Below are 14,696 nucleotides of genomic sequence, written 5' to 3' on the forward strand. Positions count from 1 at the left end.
TCCCGCCCATGACGAAGGCTCCGGACCTCCGTCTACGACAACGAGTCATAAACGAAGGCCGGAGCCTGTGACGCTCTCGCGGTAGCGAGAACGTCTACTGGGTGATAATGAGCACCAACCCGATTGCCATGCAGACCAGCCCGGCGGCGATCCACCGTAGTGACGGCCGCCGCGGTGGATTCGCTGGCTGCCACCCGGGCAGGATCGGCTCGAAGATGCCCGAGCCAAGCAGTAGGACCAAGCCGCCGAAGACGAGGGCACAGCCCCAGGCGGCCCAGTCGGAATTCCCCGCCACGAGGCGCATGATGCCAGCCGCGATAGCCGTGAGGATGCCGACCAGGATCAGCCAGGCACCGCCGCGGGCATTCCGGCCCGGTGTGAGGGCGAACGTTGCGCCTCCACCGATTAGCAGCGGAAGCGCCGCGTAGGCAAGAATCTCGGGCAGACTGATGGGAACCACCTCCAGGAACGATCGGCCGCAGCCGAATATCGAACTATCAGACTAAAATATAATACAACAAAACCAAAATAAGTCAATGTGGCAGAGCCCCACGAGGGGGATGCCATGCAACCGCCTCGTGGGGCTTATCGGTTCGGCGCCGAGCTCGCCACCAATAGGACCAACCAGAAAAGGCCAGCGAAGACACAAAACAACAGCAGCCTCCATATGGTGCGCACCCCTCGTTGACTATGGGGGGCGCCCCGACCTCTTCTTCCTCGCCAACTCATGATCTTGTAGAGTATGACTACCGCGGCAGCCAAAACCCAGATTCCGCCAGGCACGTACGGTCCCCTTCTGGTCGACTGGATCCGAACATTCTCTGATGCACTAGACAATTACGCTTATGGTCCAGCGGCACCGTTGGACATCATGCTTCTCCCAAGCTCAAAAGTCAACGCCCACCCGCCCAAAAAATTAACCCCGACAACGCACGAAACCCGCGAAGGGTTCCGGCAAGCAGCCTCCTTCACGGGTGGTTATTCTTCGGCGAGGAAGCGGTCAAACATCTCGCCGACGTATCTGAGCTGGACCTTGACGTCTGTTCCATCGACGGTGCCGGTGTACGCCACCGTCGTCATGGGTTCATCGGCCTGGTCCTCGCCGCCGGGGACATCCGCCACCGGAATGACGTCGGTGACCATGAGGTTCACGAACCACATTCCATTGCACTCGTACGAGTGTGGCGGCAGAGCGTCGGCCTCGAGCTCGAACATGGCTGCCGCGTGCCTCACACCATGTCTTTATCGACTGCGCCACGCGACATGATGCCGGCGACCGGGATTTCTCTCCATCCCATCCGGGACTCCTCTAGGAGAAAGTCAGTCTCGCCATAATGAAACTGCCGTCGTCCCGCTGGCGGTACTCCAACCTTACCTCCACCGCGCCAACCCGGTCTGAGTGGAGCGAGCAGATGATCACGTGCGACCCCGCCTCGACGTCTTCACCGTACGACCGTGGGTGCAGCCGGTACTGACGGGTGTAATTGTGCCCGCCTCCGTACACAGTGTGCTCCGCGACCGGCGCACCCATCGAGTTTGAGCCGTGGCCCTGGTACGCCAATCGGTAAAACAGCGCCCAGAACCCCGATGTGTCTCCCGGCCCATCGGGCCAGACGAATCGCAACAACTCCCTCCCGTTCGCCGCCGCCTCTCGCGTCTCGTGGATGAACTGCTCGGCAGTGGCCGGTGAGTCGGCGGACGGTATGGTGAAGTGAGAAACCGGCTTAGACAGCATGGGACTCCTCCTGAAACAGTTGACGATTTTTGCCGGAGCTACCGGCCGGGGCTCCGAGACGACGAAGCCAGCCACCAGATGAGGCAGATAACGAGAACCACGACGATCGCCCTCGTCCATCCGGACAGGCGCCCACCCGGACGGGTTGTCTCCTCGGCCGAGACTCCCCTACTACTGCCTACATTTGCCAGTATCAAAAGCGCGGTCAGGGCCACGATGATCCCGGACAAAGGCGAGAACGGGCGGCCGGTATGCTGAAGGTTGTATTTATATCGAGATACATCGCCACAGCGCCGGCCAAAATGGTGACTACCATCCTTGTGCCTCCTCCGTCTCGTCGGCCGCTACCGGCCCGGTACGATTCGATGTCGAATCTCGCTCATAATGCTAATATCCGATGCAAAAGTCAACCTAGTTCGGTCGCGTTCGGTACGCTAAAATCAGATGGTGCATCCATTACTCACCGAACTCAACGACCAGCAGCGCGTCGCCGCCCAGACCACCGAGGGGCCGGTGCTCATCCTGGCCGGCGCCGGCTCAGGCAAAACCAAAGCCCTCACCCACCGCGTCGCCTACCTCGTGGCCGAAAAGCACGAGTCGCCGCAAAGCATTCTGGCCGTCACCTTCACCAACAAAGCCGCCGGCGAAATGCGCGGCCGCGTGCTCACCCTGCTCGGCCAAAACCCCCAAAACCGCGGCTATTTCCCCTTCATCGGCACCTTCCACTCCATCTGCCTGCGCCTGCTGCGCCGCGAAGCTGTCGAAATCGGCCTGGCCTCCAACTTCCTGGTATTCGACTCCGCCGATTCGCAATCCGCCATCAAGCGGGCCATGCGCAACCTCGGCATCGACGACAAGCAGCTCACCCCCGGCCTCATCCACGGCCTCATTTCGTCGGCCAAAAACGAACTCATCAGCCCGGCGCAATACACCAAACTCGCCAGCGGCCGGGCCCAAGCCGCCGCCGCGCAGGTTTACCCCGCCTACCAGGCACTCCTCAAAGAAGCCGGCGCCCTCGACTTCGACGATCTCATTTACCGCACGGTCAGCATGTTCAAAGACTACCCCCCCATCCTCGCCAAATATCAGCAGCAGTTCAAATACATCCTGGTCGACGAATACCAAGACACCAACCACGCGCAGTATCAAATCACCAAACTCCTGGCCAGCGCCCACCATAATATCTGCGTTATCGGCGACGACGACCAGGCAATTTACTCCTGGCGCGGCGCCAACTTCCAAAATATTCTTGATTTCGAAAAAGATTACCCCACCGCCACCGTCATTAAGCTCGAGCAAAATTATCGCTCCACCAAGCGCATTCTCGACGCCGCCCACGCCGTAATCGCCAAAAACCGCGTCCGCTCAGACAAAAAACTCTGGACCGATCGCGGCGACGGCGTCGGCATCGGCATCGTCAACGTCTACAACGAAATCCAAGAAGCCGAAACCATCGTGGCGCGCGTCCAAGACCTGCGCGCCTCCGAGAAGCGCGAGCTCTCCGATTTTGCTGTGCTCTACCGCACCAACGCCCAGTCGCGCTCGCTCGAAGAAGGCTTTTTGCGCGCCGGCCTACCCTACAAAATCGTCGGCGGCACGCGCTTTTACGAGCGCAAAGAAATCAAAGACGCTATCGCCTACCTGCGCTACATTTACCAGCCCGACGACTCCGTGAGCTTCGGCCGCATCATCAACCTGCCGGCGCGAGGATTGGGCGACGTGTCGTTGCAACGTCTGGAAGCGTGGAGAAGGAGACAATTTGTAAGGCAGGCGGGTAGTGCGGAGGGAGAATCACCCGAGCACGGAGGCGCCGGTCCTGATATCGGTCCCGCCGAAGAGACGGACCGCGTTCGCCGACGCGAGGGTGATTCTCCCGCAGCAACAACCCTGAGCCTCCTCGAAGCCTGCCGCCGCGCCGACCAAGTCCCCGGCCTCCAAGCCAAAGCCGTGAATTCGCTCCAGGCCTTTGCGCTCCTCATCGACGGTCTGCGCGACGAAGCCCAAAAGCTGGCCGTAGGACCGCTACTAAACTTGGTACTAAAGCGATCAGGCTACCTCACCTTCCTCGACGACAACTCCATCCAGGCCGCCGACCGCATCGAAAACGTCAAAGAATTACTCAGTGTAGCCGAAACCTGGGGCGAACTCTCGCTCGAAGGCTTTCTCGAAGAAATCGCCCTCATCGCCGACATCGACAATTATTCCCAGGACACCAACGCCGTCACCCTCATGACGCTCCATGCCGCCAAAGGTCTCGAATTTCCCGTAGTATTCATTCCCGGCGCCGAAGAGGGGATATTCCCGCACTCGAGGGCTTTATTCGACGCCGATCAAATGGAGGAAGAGCGCCGCTTATGCTACGTCGGCATGACGCGCGCCCGCGAGCGCTTGTATCTGCTCTATGCCAACTCGCGTCTGCTCTACGGAGCCACCAACCACAATCCGCCGTCGCGCTTTTTGCTCGAAATCCCGGCCGAGCTCCAAGACAGCGGCTCCGAGTGGGCCGGCGCCGCGCTCACCGCGGCCGCGGCCGGGCATGCCACGGGCGCCGGCAGCTGGAGCGCGCAGCCCATGTACGCCACCACCGAGGCCCAGGCCGCGACGCATCGCGAGGCCATGCTCGGCCTCGACCTCGCCCCCGGCGACCGCATCCGCCACGCCAAATTTGGCGACGGCATCGTAGCGGCCGTTTCCGGCGACGAAGTCACCGCCGCCTTCGAAGGCATCGGCACCAAGCGGCTATCGCTGAGCTTCGCCCCCATCGAGAAAATCAGCTAGTTCCAAAATCCTAACCGCGTGCCGAAGTCGCTTGCCCTCTTCTTGCAGCCGGACCTTTCCGTGCTCGGTGAGAGCATAAAACGCCCGTTCCTTTCCAGACTTCCCGGCCGGGCCATAAGCCTCTAATTCGATCAAGCCTTCCTCATCGAGACACGCCACCAATGGATAGAGCTGGCCATCCTTCAGATCCACGCTTCCCAGTGAGGCTTTATGGGCAGCACTTTTAATCGAATATACATGCCGGGATTGATGAACGAGGCCTAAAAGTACGTAGAATTCGGCGGTCTTAAGCGGCTTAGGCAAATAAGAAAAAGGATACATATCATCCGATTTTACATAAATTTTTTATGCATACAAATTTTAAGTAAAAAGCACCTGACCACCAGCCCCATCTCGCTCGCGGGCAAAATCCCGGCTTTCGGCCTATAATAAGCACCATGTCACCCGAACCCTATCAGAACCTTCTCGCCGCGGCCCAGGCCGAGCACGATCACGGCCACTATAAAGAAGCGGTGATCCTCGCGCAAACCGCGGTCGAGATTTTTACCGAAAAGGCTCTGCGCCAGCTGTACCAAGCGCGCCGCCTCGAATATCTCAAAGCCACCTTCGAACACCTGCTCATCAATTACAACATCGGCAACACCAAGGTCTCCCAGCTCTACATCGCGCTCTCAAACGACGACATCAAGCAGGCACCGTTTTGGTCGCGGTTCATCGCCCACACCGAGCTGCGCAACGAGCTCGTGCATGAGGGCAAGGACGCTACCGAGGCTCAGTCACGCGCCTCGCTCGAAGCCGTCAAGGCCTTGATCGACCACGTCGCCGAGGCTATCGCACGATGAAGCTGCTCGTCACCGGCGGCGCCGGCTTCATCGGCGCGCGGATCGTGACGCTGCTGCTCGAGGCCGGGCATGTGGTTGCCGTTTTCGATAACCTCTCCACCGGCAGGCGGACTGCGGTGCCCGCCGGCGCGCAGCTCGTGGAGGGCGACCTGCGCGACGTCGCCGCCATTCGCGCCGCCGTGGGGGGCCGCGACGCCGTCATTCACCTTGCTGCCCAAGCCCTCGTGCCCGAGTCCGTGGCCGAACCCCAAAAAGCCTTCGACATCAATCTCGCCGGCGGCCAGAACCTGCTCGAGGCCATGCGTGCCGCCGGCGTCACTCGCCTGGTGTATTCCTCCACGGCCGCCGTCTACGGCACCCCCGCCAAAGTCCCGATCGCCGAAGACGACCCCAAGCTACCGATCAATCCCTATGGCGCTACCAAATACGCCTTTGAACAATTGCTCCACGCCTACCATGCCGCCTACGGGTTTAATGTCGTCATGTTTCGCTATTTCAACCCTTACGGTCCCACCGAAGCTCACGATCCCGAAACCCACGCCGTGCCCAATTTCATTCGCGCCACGCTCACCGGCCAGCCCATTCCCTTGTACTGGAACGGCGACCAAATCCGTGACTTTTTCTATGTCGACGACATCGCCCGTGCGCACGTGATGGGCCTGGGTCGCGACGGCTTCGAGATCTACAACCTCGGCTCCGGTTCCGGCGCCAAGGTGCGCGATGTCGTACAAAAAATCTTCGACCTCACCGGCCGCACTACTACCATCAATGACCTCGGCGAACGCCCCGGCGACCCGCCGCAGCTCCTCGCCGACATTACCAAAGCTCGCCGCCAACTCGGCTGGCAGCCCCAAATCTCGCTCGACGACGGCCTCGCCCGCACCATCGCCGCCTTTCGAGAACGCACACATTAAGGTATCATTATCCCGATGAAACCCACCCAACCCTACCAGCGCGTTCTCCTCAAACTCTCCGGCGAGCAATTTGCCGGCGACCGCGAGTATGGCGTCGACCCCGTATTTGTGAACCGCCTCGCCAAAGAGCTCGCCGAAACCATCGAAGCCACGCACGTGCAGCTCGCCATCATCGTCGGCGGCGGCAACATTATGCGCGGCGCCAGCGTCGCCAAATCCGGCATTGAGCGCGCCACCGGCGACTACATGGGCATGCTCGCTACGCTCATCAACGGCATGGCGCTCGTCGACATCCTCGAGGCCAACGGCGTACCGGCCCGCCTCACCACCCGCCTCCGCGCCGACCAAGTCGCCGAGCCCTTCGTGCGCCGCCGCGCCCTTCGCCATCTGGAAAAGGGGAGAGTGGTAGTTGTGGCCGGCGGCACGGGCAACCCGTACGTCACCACCGACACCGCCGCCGTCACTACCGCTCTGGAGCTCGAGGGCGACCTTGTGCTCAAAGCCACCAAAGTCGATGGCGTCTACGACAAAGACCCCAGCAAGCACGCCGACGCCCAGAAGCACACCGAGCTCAGCTTCGGCAAAGTCCTCACCGACCCGCACATCAACGTTATGGACAACGCCGCCATCTCGCTCGCCATGGACAACTCGCTGCCTATCGTCGTCTTCGACCTCCTCACGCACGGCAACATCCGCCGCGTCATCGAAGGCCAAAATATCGGCACCAAGGTTAGCTAATAAGCTCCGAAACGGGCCAATTTACGTCACCACGAACTCGTTCTCATTGCTAATTATGGGTCCGTGGTCTTGTCTGGCGTGGTGACGTAAATTGGCCCGTTCCTGCGCCCTTCGTGCCTAGCATCCCCTAAAAACACAGCGAGCCTGCCCGAGGTGCAGCGCATGGCCGCACCTCGGGCAGGCGTGACCCCGTCTCCCGCCGCGCCGCTAGCGGTGGGCGGACGGAGTGGGGGTCGGACGCGCCGGCGCGTGCGTAACCGCCGGGCGCACCGCCGGTGAGCTGGTGTCCCCGCCGTGCTGTAGCGCGAGGGCGATCCCAATGACAAGCAGGGCGAGGAAGGCAATGAGCCTGAGCCATCCTCTCCCCGAACCGTCATTCGTGCGCCTGTTGCCACCCCCGGGAAAGAAGCTGTAATTCACGAACTACTCCTCTCATTCCGCTTCTGCAGCCTGCGAGTACGCTAGCCGGACCATCCGGCCGAGCAAGCGCCACTATACACCTCCCCAGAGCCTTTTGACAACGCTCACCTAGCGCCCAGATAGTGCGCCGGCTAGAGCGGAGAAGAACAAACAATTACTTCACCACGCCAGACAACACTACGCACTGCCAAGCAAAGAGGAGGAGTTCGTGCTGAAGTAATTGTTTGTTCTTCGCAGCCCCATTTGACTCCCACCAGATATCGCGGTACCATAAGCATGTTCTTAAAACCAAAAAACGAGAAATAAAAGTCCCTTCGTAGTAACGAAAGAGACGTTTTATTTTGCGTCACGGTATTAGCCACATTATCGCCACCTACCAGAAGCTCCGGGCCCAACCGCGTAACCTCCTGGCGATCGGCCTCCTCCTCGCGATTGTTAGCCTCGGACCTTCATCGGGCCGGCTGCCGGTAACTCCGGCAGCTGCGGCCGATTCGCAGGCCCTCATCTCGCTGTATGCCGACGGCCAGCAGCGCCTGTTTAGCGCCGACGACAAAACCGTCGGCGACGTATTGCGCCGTGCCAACCTGAAGCTTGGACCCCACGACCTCGTGGAGCCGTCCGCCGCCTCGCCGGTGCCGCATGGCCAATTCAACATCAATGTCTATCGCGCTCGCCCCGTCCTCGTCGAAGACGGCCTCCAGACCTACCGGCTCAAAAGCGCCTACCAAAGCCCCCGCCTCCTAGCTCTGGCCGCCGGGCTGGTGGTGTACCCCGAAGATCGCTTCCACACCGAAATAATCACCGATTTTGTCGATGATGGCTCGGTCGGCGAAAAAGTCACCGTCACCCGGGCCAAGCCGGTGAACGTTAAAGTCGACGGCCAGCAGCGGATTATTCGCACCCAAGCCGGCACTGCCGTCGATGCGCTCAAAGGCGCCGGCGTGGCACTGGGGGTCAACGACACCGTCTCGGTCAATCTGGCCGCCCCGGTGACCTCCGGCATGACGGTGAGTATCACGCGGGTCACTGAGGCCGTCGTCAACCTCACCCAAACCCTACCCAAGCCCGTCAAAGTCATCACCGATCCCACCGTACTCAAGGGCCAAACCAGCATCAAAGATCCCGGCGCCGACGGCCAAAAAACCGTCACCTACCGCATTCATTACCACGATGGCGTCGAAACCGTTCGCGAGGCCATCCAAACCGTTAGCCAGACCGCTCCCGTCGCCAAAGTGGTCGTGCAGGGCAGCAAGGTCTTCTTCGCCGGCTCGGTCGAATATTGGCGCTCTCAAGCTGAAGCCGCCGCCACCGCCAACGGCATCGATCCCAATATGCTGCTCCGGATCATGAACTGCGAATCGCGCGGCAACGCTACATCGGTGAGCGCCTTCACTATCGGTGGTGAGCACCCCACCGGCCTCTTCCAATTTTTGCCCTCCACCTGGAGAGCAGCCGGCGGCACCAACGACAACATCTTCGACGGCTCGCTTCAAATTCAGATCGCCGCCAAAAAAATGGCTCGCGAAGGCACCAAAGCCTGGCAGTGTAAGTAAATCCTCAACGGCGGGTCGATAGTATAGTAAAACGGTGAATCTGCTCGACTTCTTCATTATCTTCGTGGCTCTGGCCGCGGCCGCCCGCGGGGTAGCCTCGGGCTTCCTGCGTCAAGTCGGTTCGCTGGGAGGATTTGTGCTAGGCCTGCTGCTAGGTGCGTGGCTGACGCCGATAATGACGCAGGCGCTCCCGGCCAGCGCTGCACGGCCGGTCTTGGCGCTCATCTTTTTCTTTGCGGTGGCCTTTACGCTCAGCGGCGTGGGCGAGATCATCGGCGTGCACCTCGCCGGCCTCATGAAGCGCGTCGGCCTCGATGCCGTCGACGGCGTCCTTGGCGCCGTTCTTGGCTTTGGAGGAGCATTACTGGCCCTATGGCTGTTGGCCAGCACCTTTGCCGGTTCAGTCGGCCCAGTGCTAGCGGCCGACATCGGCAACTCCAGCATCCTGCGATTGCTCGATCGCCACCTGCCGCCCGCCCCCGAGGTCACCGCCCGCCTCGAGCACGCCATCGGTGCCTCGCGCTTCCCGCGGGTGTTTGCCGGCCTCGAGCCCACGCCGGCCCCGCCGGTCACCGGGCCAAACGCCGCCGTCGTGAACGCCGCCGCCGCCGCCGCGCACGCCGCCACTGTCAAGATCGAGGGCTCTGGCTGCGGCGGCGTACTCGAGGGCTCCGGCTTCGTGGCCGCGCCGGGCCTCGTGGCCACCAACGCGCACGTCGTCGCTGGCATTGCTCGCCCCGTGGTCACCGACGCGGCCGGACCACACGTGGCGACCGTGGTGCTGTTTGACCCCGATCTCGATTTCGCCGTGCTGCGCACCTCCGGCCTGGTCGCCGCCCCGCTGGCCATCGAGCCTACCAGCCAGCCCCGCGGCACCGTCGCTGCTGCTCTCGGCTATCCCGGCGGCGGAGGCTTTACCGCCGGCGCCGCCGCCATTCTGGGCCAGCAACCCGCCGTTGGCCGCAATATCTACGACGCCGGCCTCATCCGCCGCGACATTTACACGCTTCAGGCCATAGTGCGCCCTGGCAACTCCGGCGGTCCGCTCGTTGCCGAAGACGGCACCGTCATTGGCGTAATCTTCGCTACCTCCACCACCAATTCAAACGTCGGCTATGCCCTCACCTCCCCCGAAATCCTGCCCGATCTCGCCCGCGCCGCCCACTCCGGCGCCGTTTCCACCGGCGCTTGCGTAGCCGATTAGGGCATAGGGTATACTGGGCGGCGGGAGCAACTCGGCTTCCCGCAGCAGCTCCAGGAGGGTGTCCGATGAGTCGGGCAGTTACCGCAACGCTGGCCTCAGCCGTGGTGGCTGGCCTAGCAATCAGTGCAGCCGTCGTTTGGCGGATGGGCGAAGACCACCTGCCTGATTCCGTTCTCCATCCCGACGTCCCCACCTCGTCCGCTTCCCCCAACCAGCCGCCGGTGACTCGCCCCACGCCGCATCCCGCGGCCACCGGACCCACGGAAGGACCGGCTTCCCCTGATCTTTCCCCCTCGTGGGCCCTGGTGGGGGTTACGGTCGAGCCGCACGCCGGATTCGACCGGATCGCCTTCGCCTTCACCGACGGCACTCCGGCCTATGAGGTGAAGTATGTGAGTTCCGAGGGCCTTGACTCCAGTACCTTCCTGCTCGTCACCTTCAACCCCGACGTCACGCAGGAACGCCCCGATCGACGCGATGCCGCAGGGGCGCCCGTAGGCCGTACCGACGTGGGCCTTCCCTTCCTGAAGGCCTACTTCACCGGCGCCGACGGCGTCGGCCGGGTCATATATGTACTCGGTCTGAACGGCCCGGTACCCGTGCCTTTTCGGATGGTGGCGGGCAAGAACCTACTCTACCTCAATATAGGGGGCGCATAACCATGAGGATGCAGCGGATAACACTCGCCTTCGAGGTGCCCGCCGCCGCCGGCCCCGTACTCGTCGCCCGCGCCCGTCTCCTGGCCAACCGCCTGGAAGGCAGCATTCCCGAAGCGGCAAATGCGGTCACGTTCTCCCGCGAGCTCCGGGAACTCGGGCTCGAACTCGAGCTCAATGTCCTGCTCGTCGCGGCTGGTATCGAAACCATCGATCAGCTCTGCGGCCACACCGAAGAGAGCCTCCGGGCCACCGACCTGCGGCATGCCGAGCTCCGAGAAGTCATGCGCAAACTCGCAGCCCAGGACAAAGTCCTGGCTGGCTGCCAGGTTGCACCCGACGATCTCATCGAGCTCCTCGATCTGAGCGAGCTCTTCTACTGCGGGCTCAAGAAGAGTGGGTACCACGCGCTCAGCCAGCTGACGGTTTTCGAACCGGTCGCGATGATAGCCACCATCGGGTCGATGGCGGTCTATGTGATCGCCGCGCTCAAGCAGCTCAATCGGCCGTCCACACCGCTCAACCTCGACCGCCCGCTCACCGACCTGCGGCCACCGAGCCCCACTACGTGGGACGTGCTGACCGCCGCCGGGATCGACATCGCCGGTCGCATCGGCAACCTCACCGCCACCGGTCTCCTGGCCGCGCTGCAAACGCATCCGGACCTGGACGACACCGCCGCCAGGGAGGGGGTCGACGCCCTCCGCCAGACCCTCGACCTCTACGGCTACCACCTCCCCAACTAACGAAAGGGGAATACCCGGGCGGGGCGGCCACAATGGCTGCCCCGCCCCAGAGCGTTTTTATTGCAAATTACAAGAATTTATTTTATAATATAGCAGGCGTATTACCCGTCCCCGACCGAGAGAAGGGCGTACCCATGAAGATGACCCGCTTCACGTCCACCATCGAGGTACCGACCGCCAACAGGCCGGCCTTCGCGGCGGCCTTGAGCGATCTGCTGAGCCGCTTCGACGGCAAAACCACAAGGAGTGCCCAGTTCGATTTCTCCCCGGAGTTCGTCGAACTCGAGCTCGGCACCCAGACCAACATCGCCCTGGTCGCCAACAACATCGAAACCGTCGACTAGCTCCGTGCCTACACCGAGGCCAAACTGGTCGCGCTGTCCGGCATCGGTTACCCCATGCTCAAAGAAATCGTCGTCGCGCTGGCCAAGTGCAGCCACACCCTGGCGGGCTGCACGATCGCCATCGACGACCAGATCGAGCTGCTCGAGCTGCAAGATGTCGCCTACCGAATTCTCAAGAAGAAAGGTTTCAACGCCATCTCGCAGCTGGTGGCTCTCGATGCGGTCGATCTCGAACTCGCTCTGGGTCGGCTGGTCACCGGGGTCACACGGGCGCTCGTCCAGATCAACCGCCCTCCGGCTCCGCTCAACCCCGACCGGCCGCTCGGCGCGGTCGTCGAGGGCGAGCATCTGGCGAGGCTACTCACCGAGGCAGGAGTCGACATCACGGCTGCCGTGGGGACCTTCACGGCGAGCGGCCTCCAGGCCGCACTGAGCGAGCACCCCCGCGTGTCCGACCCCTCCGCCCACGAATGGGTGAGCCACATCCGGCTGCTCCTCGACCGGTGCGGCTACCAACTCCCGGACTAACCAGGTAATACCCGCGGGGCGGGGCGGCCACAATGGCTGCCCCGCCCCGAAGCGTTTCTGCTAAAATATACCCACCATGGATTTATCACGCGTCGAAGACGTCCGTACCGCCCTGCGCCTCGCGGGCATCAGACCCAACAAAGGTCTCGGCCAACATTTCCTGGTCGACCGCAGCAGCCTCGAGGCCATCGTGGACGCGGCGGCCGTCACGCGGTCCGACACCGTGCTCGAGATCGGGCCGGGGCTGGGCGTGATGACCCGCCCCCTCGCCGCCCAAGCCGGCCGCCTCATCGCCGTCGAGACCGACCATGTGCTGGCTGGCCTGCTGCGCCGCGACGCCCCCGAAAACCTCGAGGTGGTCGAGCAAGATTTTCTCACCTACAACCTCCGCACCCTGTCGCCACGCTACAAAGTGATTGCCAACATTCCCTACTACCTCACGTCCAAAATCTTCCGGCTGCTCATCGAAAGCCCCAACCCCCCGGCGCTCATGTCGGTCCTCATTCAAAAAGAAGTCGCCGAGCGCATCACGGCCCGCCCCGGTCAGCTCTCCATCCTGGCGTTATCAGTCCAGTATTACGGCCACGCCGAAATCGTGCGGATCGTTGAGCGGCACAAATTTTGGCCCGCGCCGGCCGTCGACTCGGCCGTGTTGCGTGTCACCCTCACCGGCCCCGCCTTCCCCGCCGACCCCGCCAAATTATTTCGCCTCATCAAGGCCGGCTTTGGTGAAAAGCGCAAATTGCTCAAAAACGCCCTCTCCGGCGGCCTCAACCTTTCATCCGACCTCGCTGTCGAACTCATCGCCCACGCCAAATTACCCCCTACCGCGCGCGCCCAGGAGCTCGACCTGCCGGCCTGGCGGCGCCTCTACAACGTAACCGAAACAAGGAGTCTGCTCGGATGATGAAGTTTCTCGGCCATGTCCTCGCGTTATTGCTCGCTACCACGATTGTCGTGGCGGTTTGGGGTTTTGTGCTCGGCCGCACGCTGGGGAGCGCTAGCTATCTCGAGCATCAGGCCAGCCAGGCCCAGCTCTACGAGCGGCTCGGCACCGCAGTCCCCGAAGCTGCGATTGATCCCGCCGATCTCGCCAACCGTGTCAACGCCGTTTTGCCAGGATTCATCGACCACCTCACCAAAGGCACACCGGCCCCCACCTTCGCGCTGCCCGGCGGCGACTCCCAGACCCTCACCCTCGGCGGCGCCGACGAACAAGTCACCGACGCCTTTGCCGTCCTGCGCCCGGCCGCCATGAGCGCGCCCTTCGTCGCCCTGGCGCTCGTATTGCTAATCATCGGCGTGATGCGCGCCCGGCGCTTGCTAGTGCTCAGCCGGGCCGGCCTCCAGGCCGCCATCAGTCTCGCCGCCTCCGCCGCGCTGCTGTGGTTTGCGCCGAGCCTCATTCTATCGCTCCTCGACAAACCCGACACCGCCGCCATCCGGCCCGTCATCGCGCCGTTCCTCGAATCGGTGCTGCACGGCATAGCCACCCAGCTGGCCGCTGCCGCCCTCGCCCTGCTCATTATCACCATCGCCCTGCGGCTCGTCCACAGCGCCGGACTCCTCAAAAACCGCTTCATCAAGCCAAAACCGCCCGCCAAGCCTCAAATCCCACCCGCCCCCGGATCGGTCCGAAACTAATGGATGCTCAACACGAGCAACATCTCGACCATATGGGGCCTAAGTTCGACGAAGCCAAGCGTACAGCCCGCGAGCTCGAGTTGGGAAGATTCGCCCAGGAACAAGGCCTCAGCTCCGAAGATCCGCAGTCGCTGCTCGACCTCCTCGTGGAGTCTGGTCGCACCGCCAGAGCAGACTACATTGCCATTTTCGATAAAGCTCACGAAGCCGGCCTGCTCAGCGACGGAGTCTCGAGCCACCTCGCTACGTCACTGCGCTATCTTCTCGAAATTGCCGACCGGTCAACGCCGATTTTTGAGGTTGCCAGGAGTAGCCCAGACGACGTCTGCGAGCAAGAAGTTCTCGACCAGTGGAACGATTTAGAAATGCTCTATGGTATCGACAAGACCACCTCAAAAGGCACCTTGGCGGCCGATGAGGCTGAGCCCGACATCGCAAAACGAAGCATCCGGTACGCTGATAGAATTAAGTCCGGCATGGTTATATTTGAAGCCAACGACGGCGCCACGATAACCTGGGGAGCGGGCGCCACCTGGCCCCGACCAAGTCTGAACGCATAGCGTTTTTTATATCACATATGGTATCCCCTGAACC

Annotated in this window: 18 protein-coding genes; 13 read left to right on the forward strand and 5 right to left on the reverse strand. The window is 62.2% G+C overall.

Annotated features, from left to right (window positions below):
* Positions 1 to 94 precede the first annotated feature (94 nt).
* The 3 genes from VMT30_04550 to VMT30_04560 all read right to left on the reverse strand — a co-directional run bounded on the left by VMT30_04550 (position 95) and on the right by VMT30_04560 (position 1,735).
* Positions 95 to 460, reverse strand: a complete 366-nt coding sequence (locus tag VMT30_04550) for a hypothetical protein (GenBank protein HVQ44206.1) — start codon at positions 458 to 460, stop codon at positions 95 to 97.
* Between the two features lie 518 nt (positions 461 to 978).
* Positions 979 to 1,233 carry a hypothetical protein gene (locus VMT30_04555; GenBank protein ID HVQ44207.1) on the reverse strand — a complete coding sequence of 85 codons (255 nt, stop codon included), beginning with the start codon at positions 1,231 to 1,233 and terminating at the stop codon, positions 979 to 981.
* A 76-nt stretch (positions 1,234 to 1,309) separates the two neighbouring features.
* Positions 1,310 to 1,735 carry a hypothetical protein gene (locus VMT30_04560; GenBank protein HVQ44208.1) on the reverse strand — a complete coding sequence of 142 codons (426 nt, stop codon included), beginning with the start codon at positions 1,733 to 1,735 and terminating at the stop codon, positions 1,310 to 1,312.
* Positions 1,736 to 2,179: 444 nt separating this feature from the next.
* Between VMT30_04560 and VMT30_04565 the strand changes: the two genes are divergently transcribed.
* Positions 2,180 to 4,513 carry a UvrD-helicase domain-containing protein gene (locus VMT30_04565; protein HVQ44209.1) on the forward strand — a complete coding sequence of 778 codons (2,334 nt, stop codon included), beginning with the start codon at positions 2,180 to 2,182 and terminating at the stop codon, positions 4,511 to 4,513.
* Here VMT30_04565 and VMT30_04570 read toward each other — a convergent pair.
* Positions 4,475 to 4,834, reverse strand: a complete 360-nt coding sequence (locus VMT30_04570) for a PadR family transcriptional regulator (protein ID HVQ44210.1) — start codon at positions 4,832 to 4,834, stop codon at positions 4,475 to 4,477. The genes VMT30_04565 and VMT30_04570 overlap by 39 nt on opposite strands.
* A 116-nt stretch (positions 4,835 to 4,950) precedes the next feature.
* Between VMT30_04570 and VMT30_04575 the strand changes: the two genes are divergently transcribed.
* Genes VMT30_04575 through pyrH form a run of 3 tightly spaced genes read left to right on the forward strand, consistent with a single transcriptional unit; the run spans position 4,951 to position 7,007 of the window.
* The gene (locus VMT30_04575) at positions 4,951 to 5,355 is read left to right on the forward strand and encodes a hypothetical protein (GenBank protein ID HVQ44211.1); all 405 of its coding nucleotides are present in this window, start codon (positions 4,951 to 4,953) and stop codon (positions 5,353 to 5,355) included.
* Entirely contained in the window at positions 5,352 to 6,269 is a 918-nt protein-coding gene (locus tag VMT30_04580) for an NAD-dependent epimerase/dehydratase family protein (protein ID HVQ44212.1), read from the forward strand. The genes VMT30_04575 and VMT30_04580 overlap by 4 nt, the downstream gene beginning before the upstream one ends.
* A 15-nt stretch (positions 6,270 to 6,284) precedes the next feature.
* Positions 6,285 to 7,007, forward strand: coding sequence for a UMP kinase (gene pyrH / locus VMT30_04585; GenBank protein ID HVQ44213.1), 723 nt, complete (start codon positions 6,285 to 6,287; stop codon positions 7,005 to 7,007).
* Between the two features lie 207 nt (positions 7,008 to 7,214).
* On the opposite strand, the gene VMT30_04590 is transcribed toward pyrH, so the two are convergent.
* Positions 7,215 to 7,427 (reverse strand): hypothetical protein, encoded by a 213-nt coding sequence (locus VMT30_04590; protein HVQ44214.1) that lies wholly within the window; start codon positions 7,425 to 7,427, stop codon positions 7,215 to 7,217.
* Between the two features lie 341 nt (positions 7,428 to 7,768).
* Here VMT30_04590 and VMT30_04595 point away from each other — a divergent pair, with 341 nt between their 5' ends.
* From VMT30_04595 to VMT30_04635, 9 genes are all read left to right on the forward strand, one after another.
* Positions 7,769 to 8,980, forward strand: coding sequence for a ubiquitin-like domain-containing protein (locus VMT30_04595; GenBank protein ID HVQ44215.1), 1,212 nt, complete (start codon positions 7,769 to 7,771; stop codon positions 8,978 to 8,980).
* 34 nt (positions 8,981 to 9,014) lie between these two features.
* Positions 9,015 to 10,184, forward strand: coding sequence for a MarP family serine protease (locus VMT30_04600; protein ID HVQ44216.1), 1,170 nt, complete (start codon positions 9,015 to 9,017; stop codon positions 10,182 to 10,184).
* A 65-nt stretch (positions 10,185 to 10,249) separates the two neighbouring features.
* Positions 10,250 to 10,843 carry a hypothetical protein gene (locus VMT30_04605; GenBank protein ID HVQ44217.1) on the forward strand — a complete coding sequence of 198 codons (594 nt, stop codon included), beginning with the start codon at positions 10,250 to 10,252 and terminating at the stop codon, positions 10,841 to 10,843.
* Positions 10,844 to 10,851: 8 nt separating this feature from the next.
* On the forward strand, positions 10,852 to 11,586 hold the full coding sequence (locus VMT30_04610) for a hypothetical protein (GenBank protein ID HVQ44218.1): 735 nt from the start codon (positions 10,852 to 10,854) through the stop codon (positions 11,584 to 11,586).
* A gap of 134 nt (positions 11,587 to 11,720) precedes the next feature.
* Positions 11,721 to 11,930: a hypothetical protein gene (locus VMT30_04615; GenBank protein HVQ44219.1), complete on the forward strand. Its 210-nt coding sequence runs from the start codon at positions 11,721 to 11,723 to the stop codon at positions 11,928 to 11,930.
* A gap of 54 nt (positions 11,931 to 11,984) precedes the next feature.
* Positions 11,985 to 12,458, forward strand: coding sequence for a hypothetical protein (locus tag VMT30_04620; GenBank protein HVQ44220.1), 474 nt, complete (start codon positions 11,985 to 11,987; stop codon positions 12,456 to 12,458).
* A gap of 76 nt (positions 12,459 to 12,534) precedes the next feature.
* Positions 12,535 to 13,365 carry a 16S rRNA (adenine(1518)-N(6)/adenine(1519)-N(6))-dimethyltransferase RsmA gene (rsmA, locus tag VMT30_04625; protein ID HVQ44221.1) on the forward strand — a complete coding sequence of 277 codons (831 nt, stop codon included), beginning with the start codon at positions 12,535 to 12,537 and terminating at the stop codon, positions 13,363 to 13,365.
* The gene (locus VMT30_04630; GenBank protein ID HVQ44222.1) at positions 13,362 to 14,102 is read left to right on the forward strand and encodes a hypothetical protein; all 741 of its coding nucleotides are present in this window, start codon (positions 13,362 to 13,364) and stop codon (positions 14,100 to 14,102) included. Before rsmA ends, VMT30_04630 begins: the two co-directional genes overlap by 4 nt.
* Positions 14,102 to 14,662, forward strand: a complete 561-nt coding sequence (locus tag VMT30_04635; GenBank protein ID HVQ44223.1) for a hypothetical protein — start codon at positions 14,102 to 14,104, stop codon at positions 14,660 to 14,662. Before VMT30_04630 ends, VMT30_04635 begins: the two co-directional genes overlap by 1 nt.
* Positions 14,663 to 14,696: the final 34 nt, after the last annotated feature.

This window comes from Candidatus Saccharimonadia bacterium (assembly GCA_035544015.1).
Lineage (GTDB): Bacteria > Patescibacteriota > Saccharimonadia > UBA4664 > UBA4664 > UBA5169.

Coding starts and splice junctions, on each gene's coding strand:
- VMT30_04560 (HVQ44208.1), bottom strand. CDS start 1,735: ATGCTGTCTAAGCCGGTTTCTCACTTCACCATACCGTCCGCCGACTCA.
- VMT30_04565 (HVQ44209.1), top strand. CDS start 2,180: ATGGTGCATCCATTACTCACCGAACTCAACGACCAGCAGCGCGTCGCC.
- VMT30_04570 (HVQ44210.1), bottom strand. CDS start 4,834: ATGTATCCTTTTTCTTATTTGCCTAAGCCGCTTAAGACCGCCGAATTC.
- VMT30_04575 (HVQ44211.1), top strand. CDS start 4,951: ATGTCACCCGAACCCTATCAGAACCTTCTCGCCGCGGCCCAGGCCGAG.
- VMT30_04580 (HVQ44212.1), top strand. CDS start 5,352: ATGAAGCTGCTCGTCACCGGCGGCGCCGGCTTCATCGGCGCGCGGATC.
- pyrH (HVQ44213.1), top strand. CDS start 6,285: ATGAAACCCACCCAACCCTACCAGCGCGTTCTCCTCAAACTCTCCGGC.
- VMT30_04605 (HVQ44217.1), top strand. CDS start 10,250: ATGAGTCGGGCAGTTACCGCAACGCTGGCCTCAGCCGTGGTGGCTGGC.
- VMT30_04610 (HVQ44218.1), top strand. CDS start 10,852: ATGCAGCGGATAACACTCGCCTTCGAGGTGCCCGCCGCCGCCGGCCCC.
- VMT30_04615 (HVQ44219.1), top strand. CDS start 11,721: ATGAAGATGACCCGCTTCACGTCCACCATCGAGGTACCGACCGCCAAC.
- VMT30_04620 (HVQ44220.1), top strand. CDS start 11,985: ATGCTCAAAGAAATCGTCGTCGCGCTGGCCAAGTGCAGCCACACCCTG.
- rsmA (HVQ44221.1), top strand. CDS start 12,535: ATGGATTTATCACGCGTCGAAGACGTCCGTACCGCCCTGCGCCTCGCG.
- VMT30_04630 (HVQ44222.1), top strand. CDS start 13,362: ATGATGAAGTTTCTCGGCCATGTCCTCGCGTTATTGCTCGCTACCACG.
- VMT30_04635 (HVQ44223.1), top strand. CDS start 14,102: ATGGATGCTCAACACGAGCAACATCTCGACCATATGGGGCCTAAGTTC.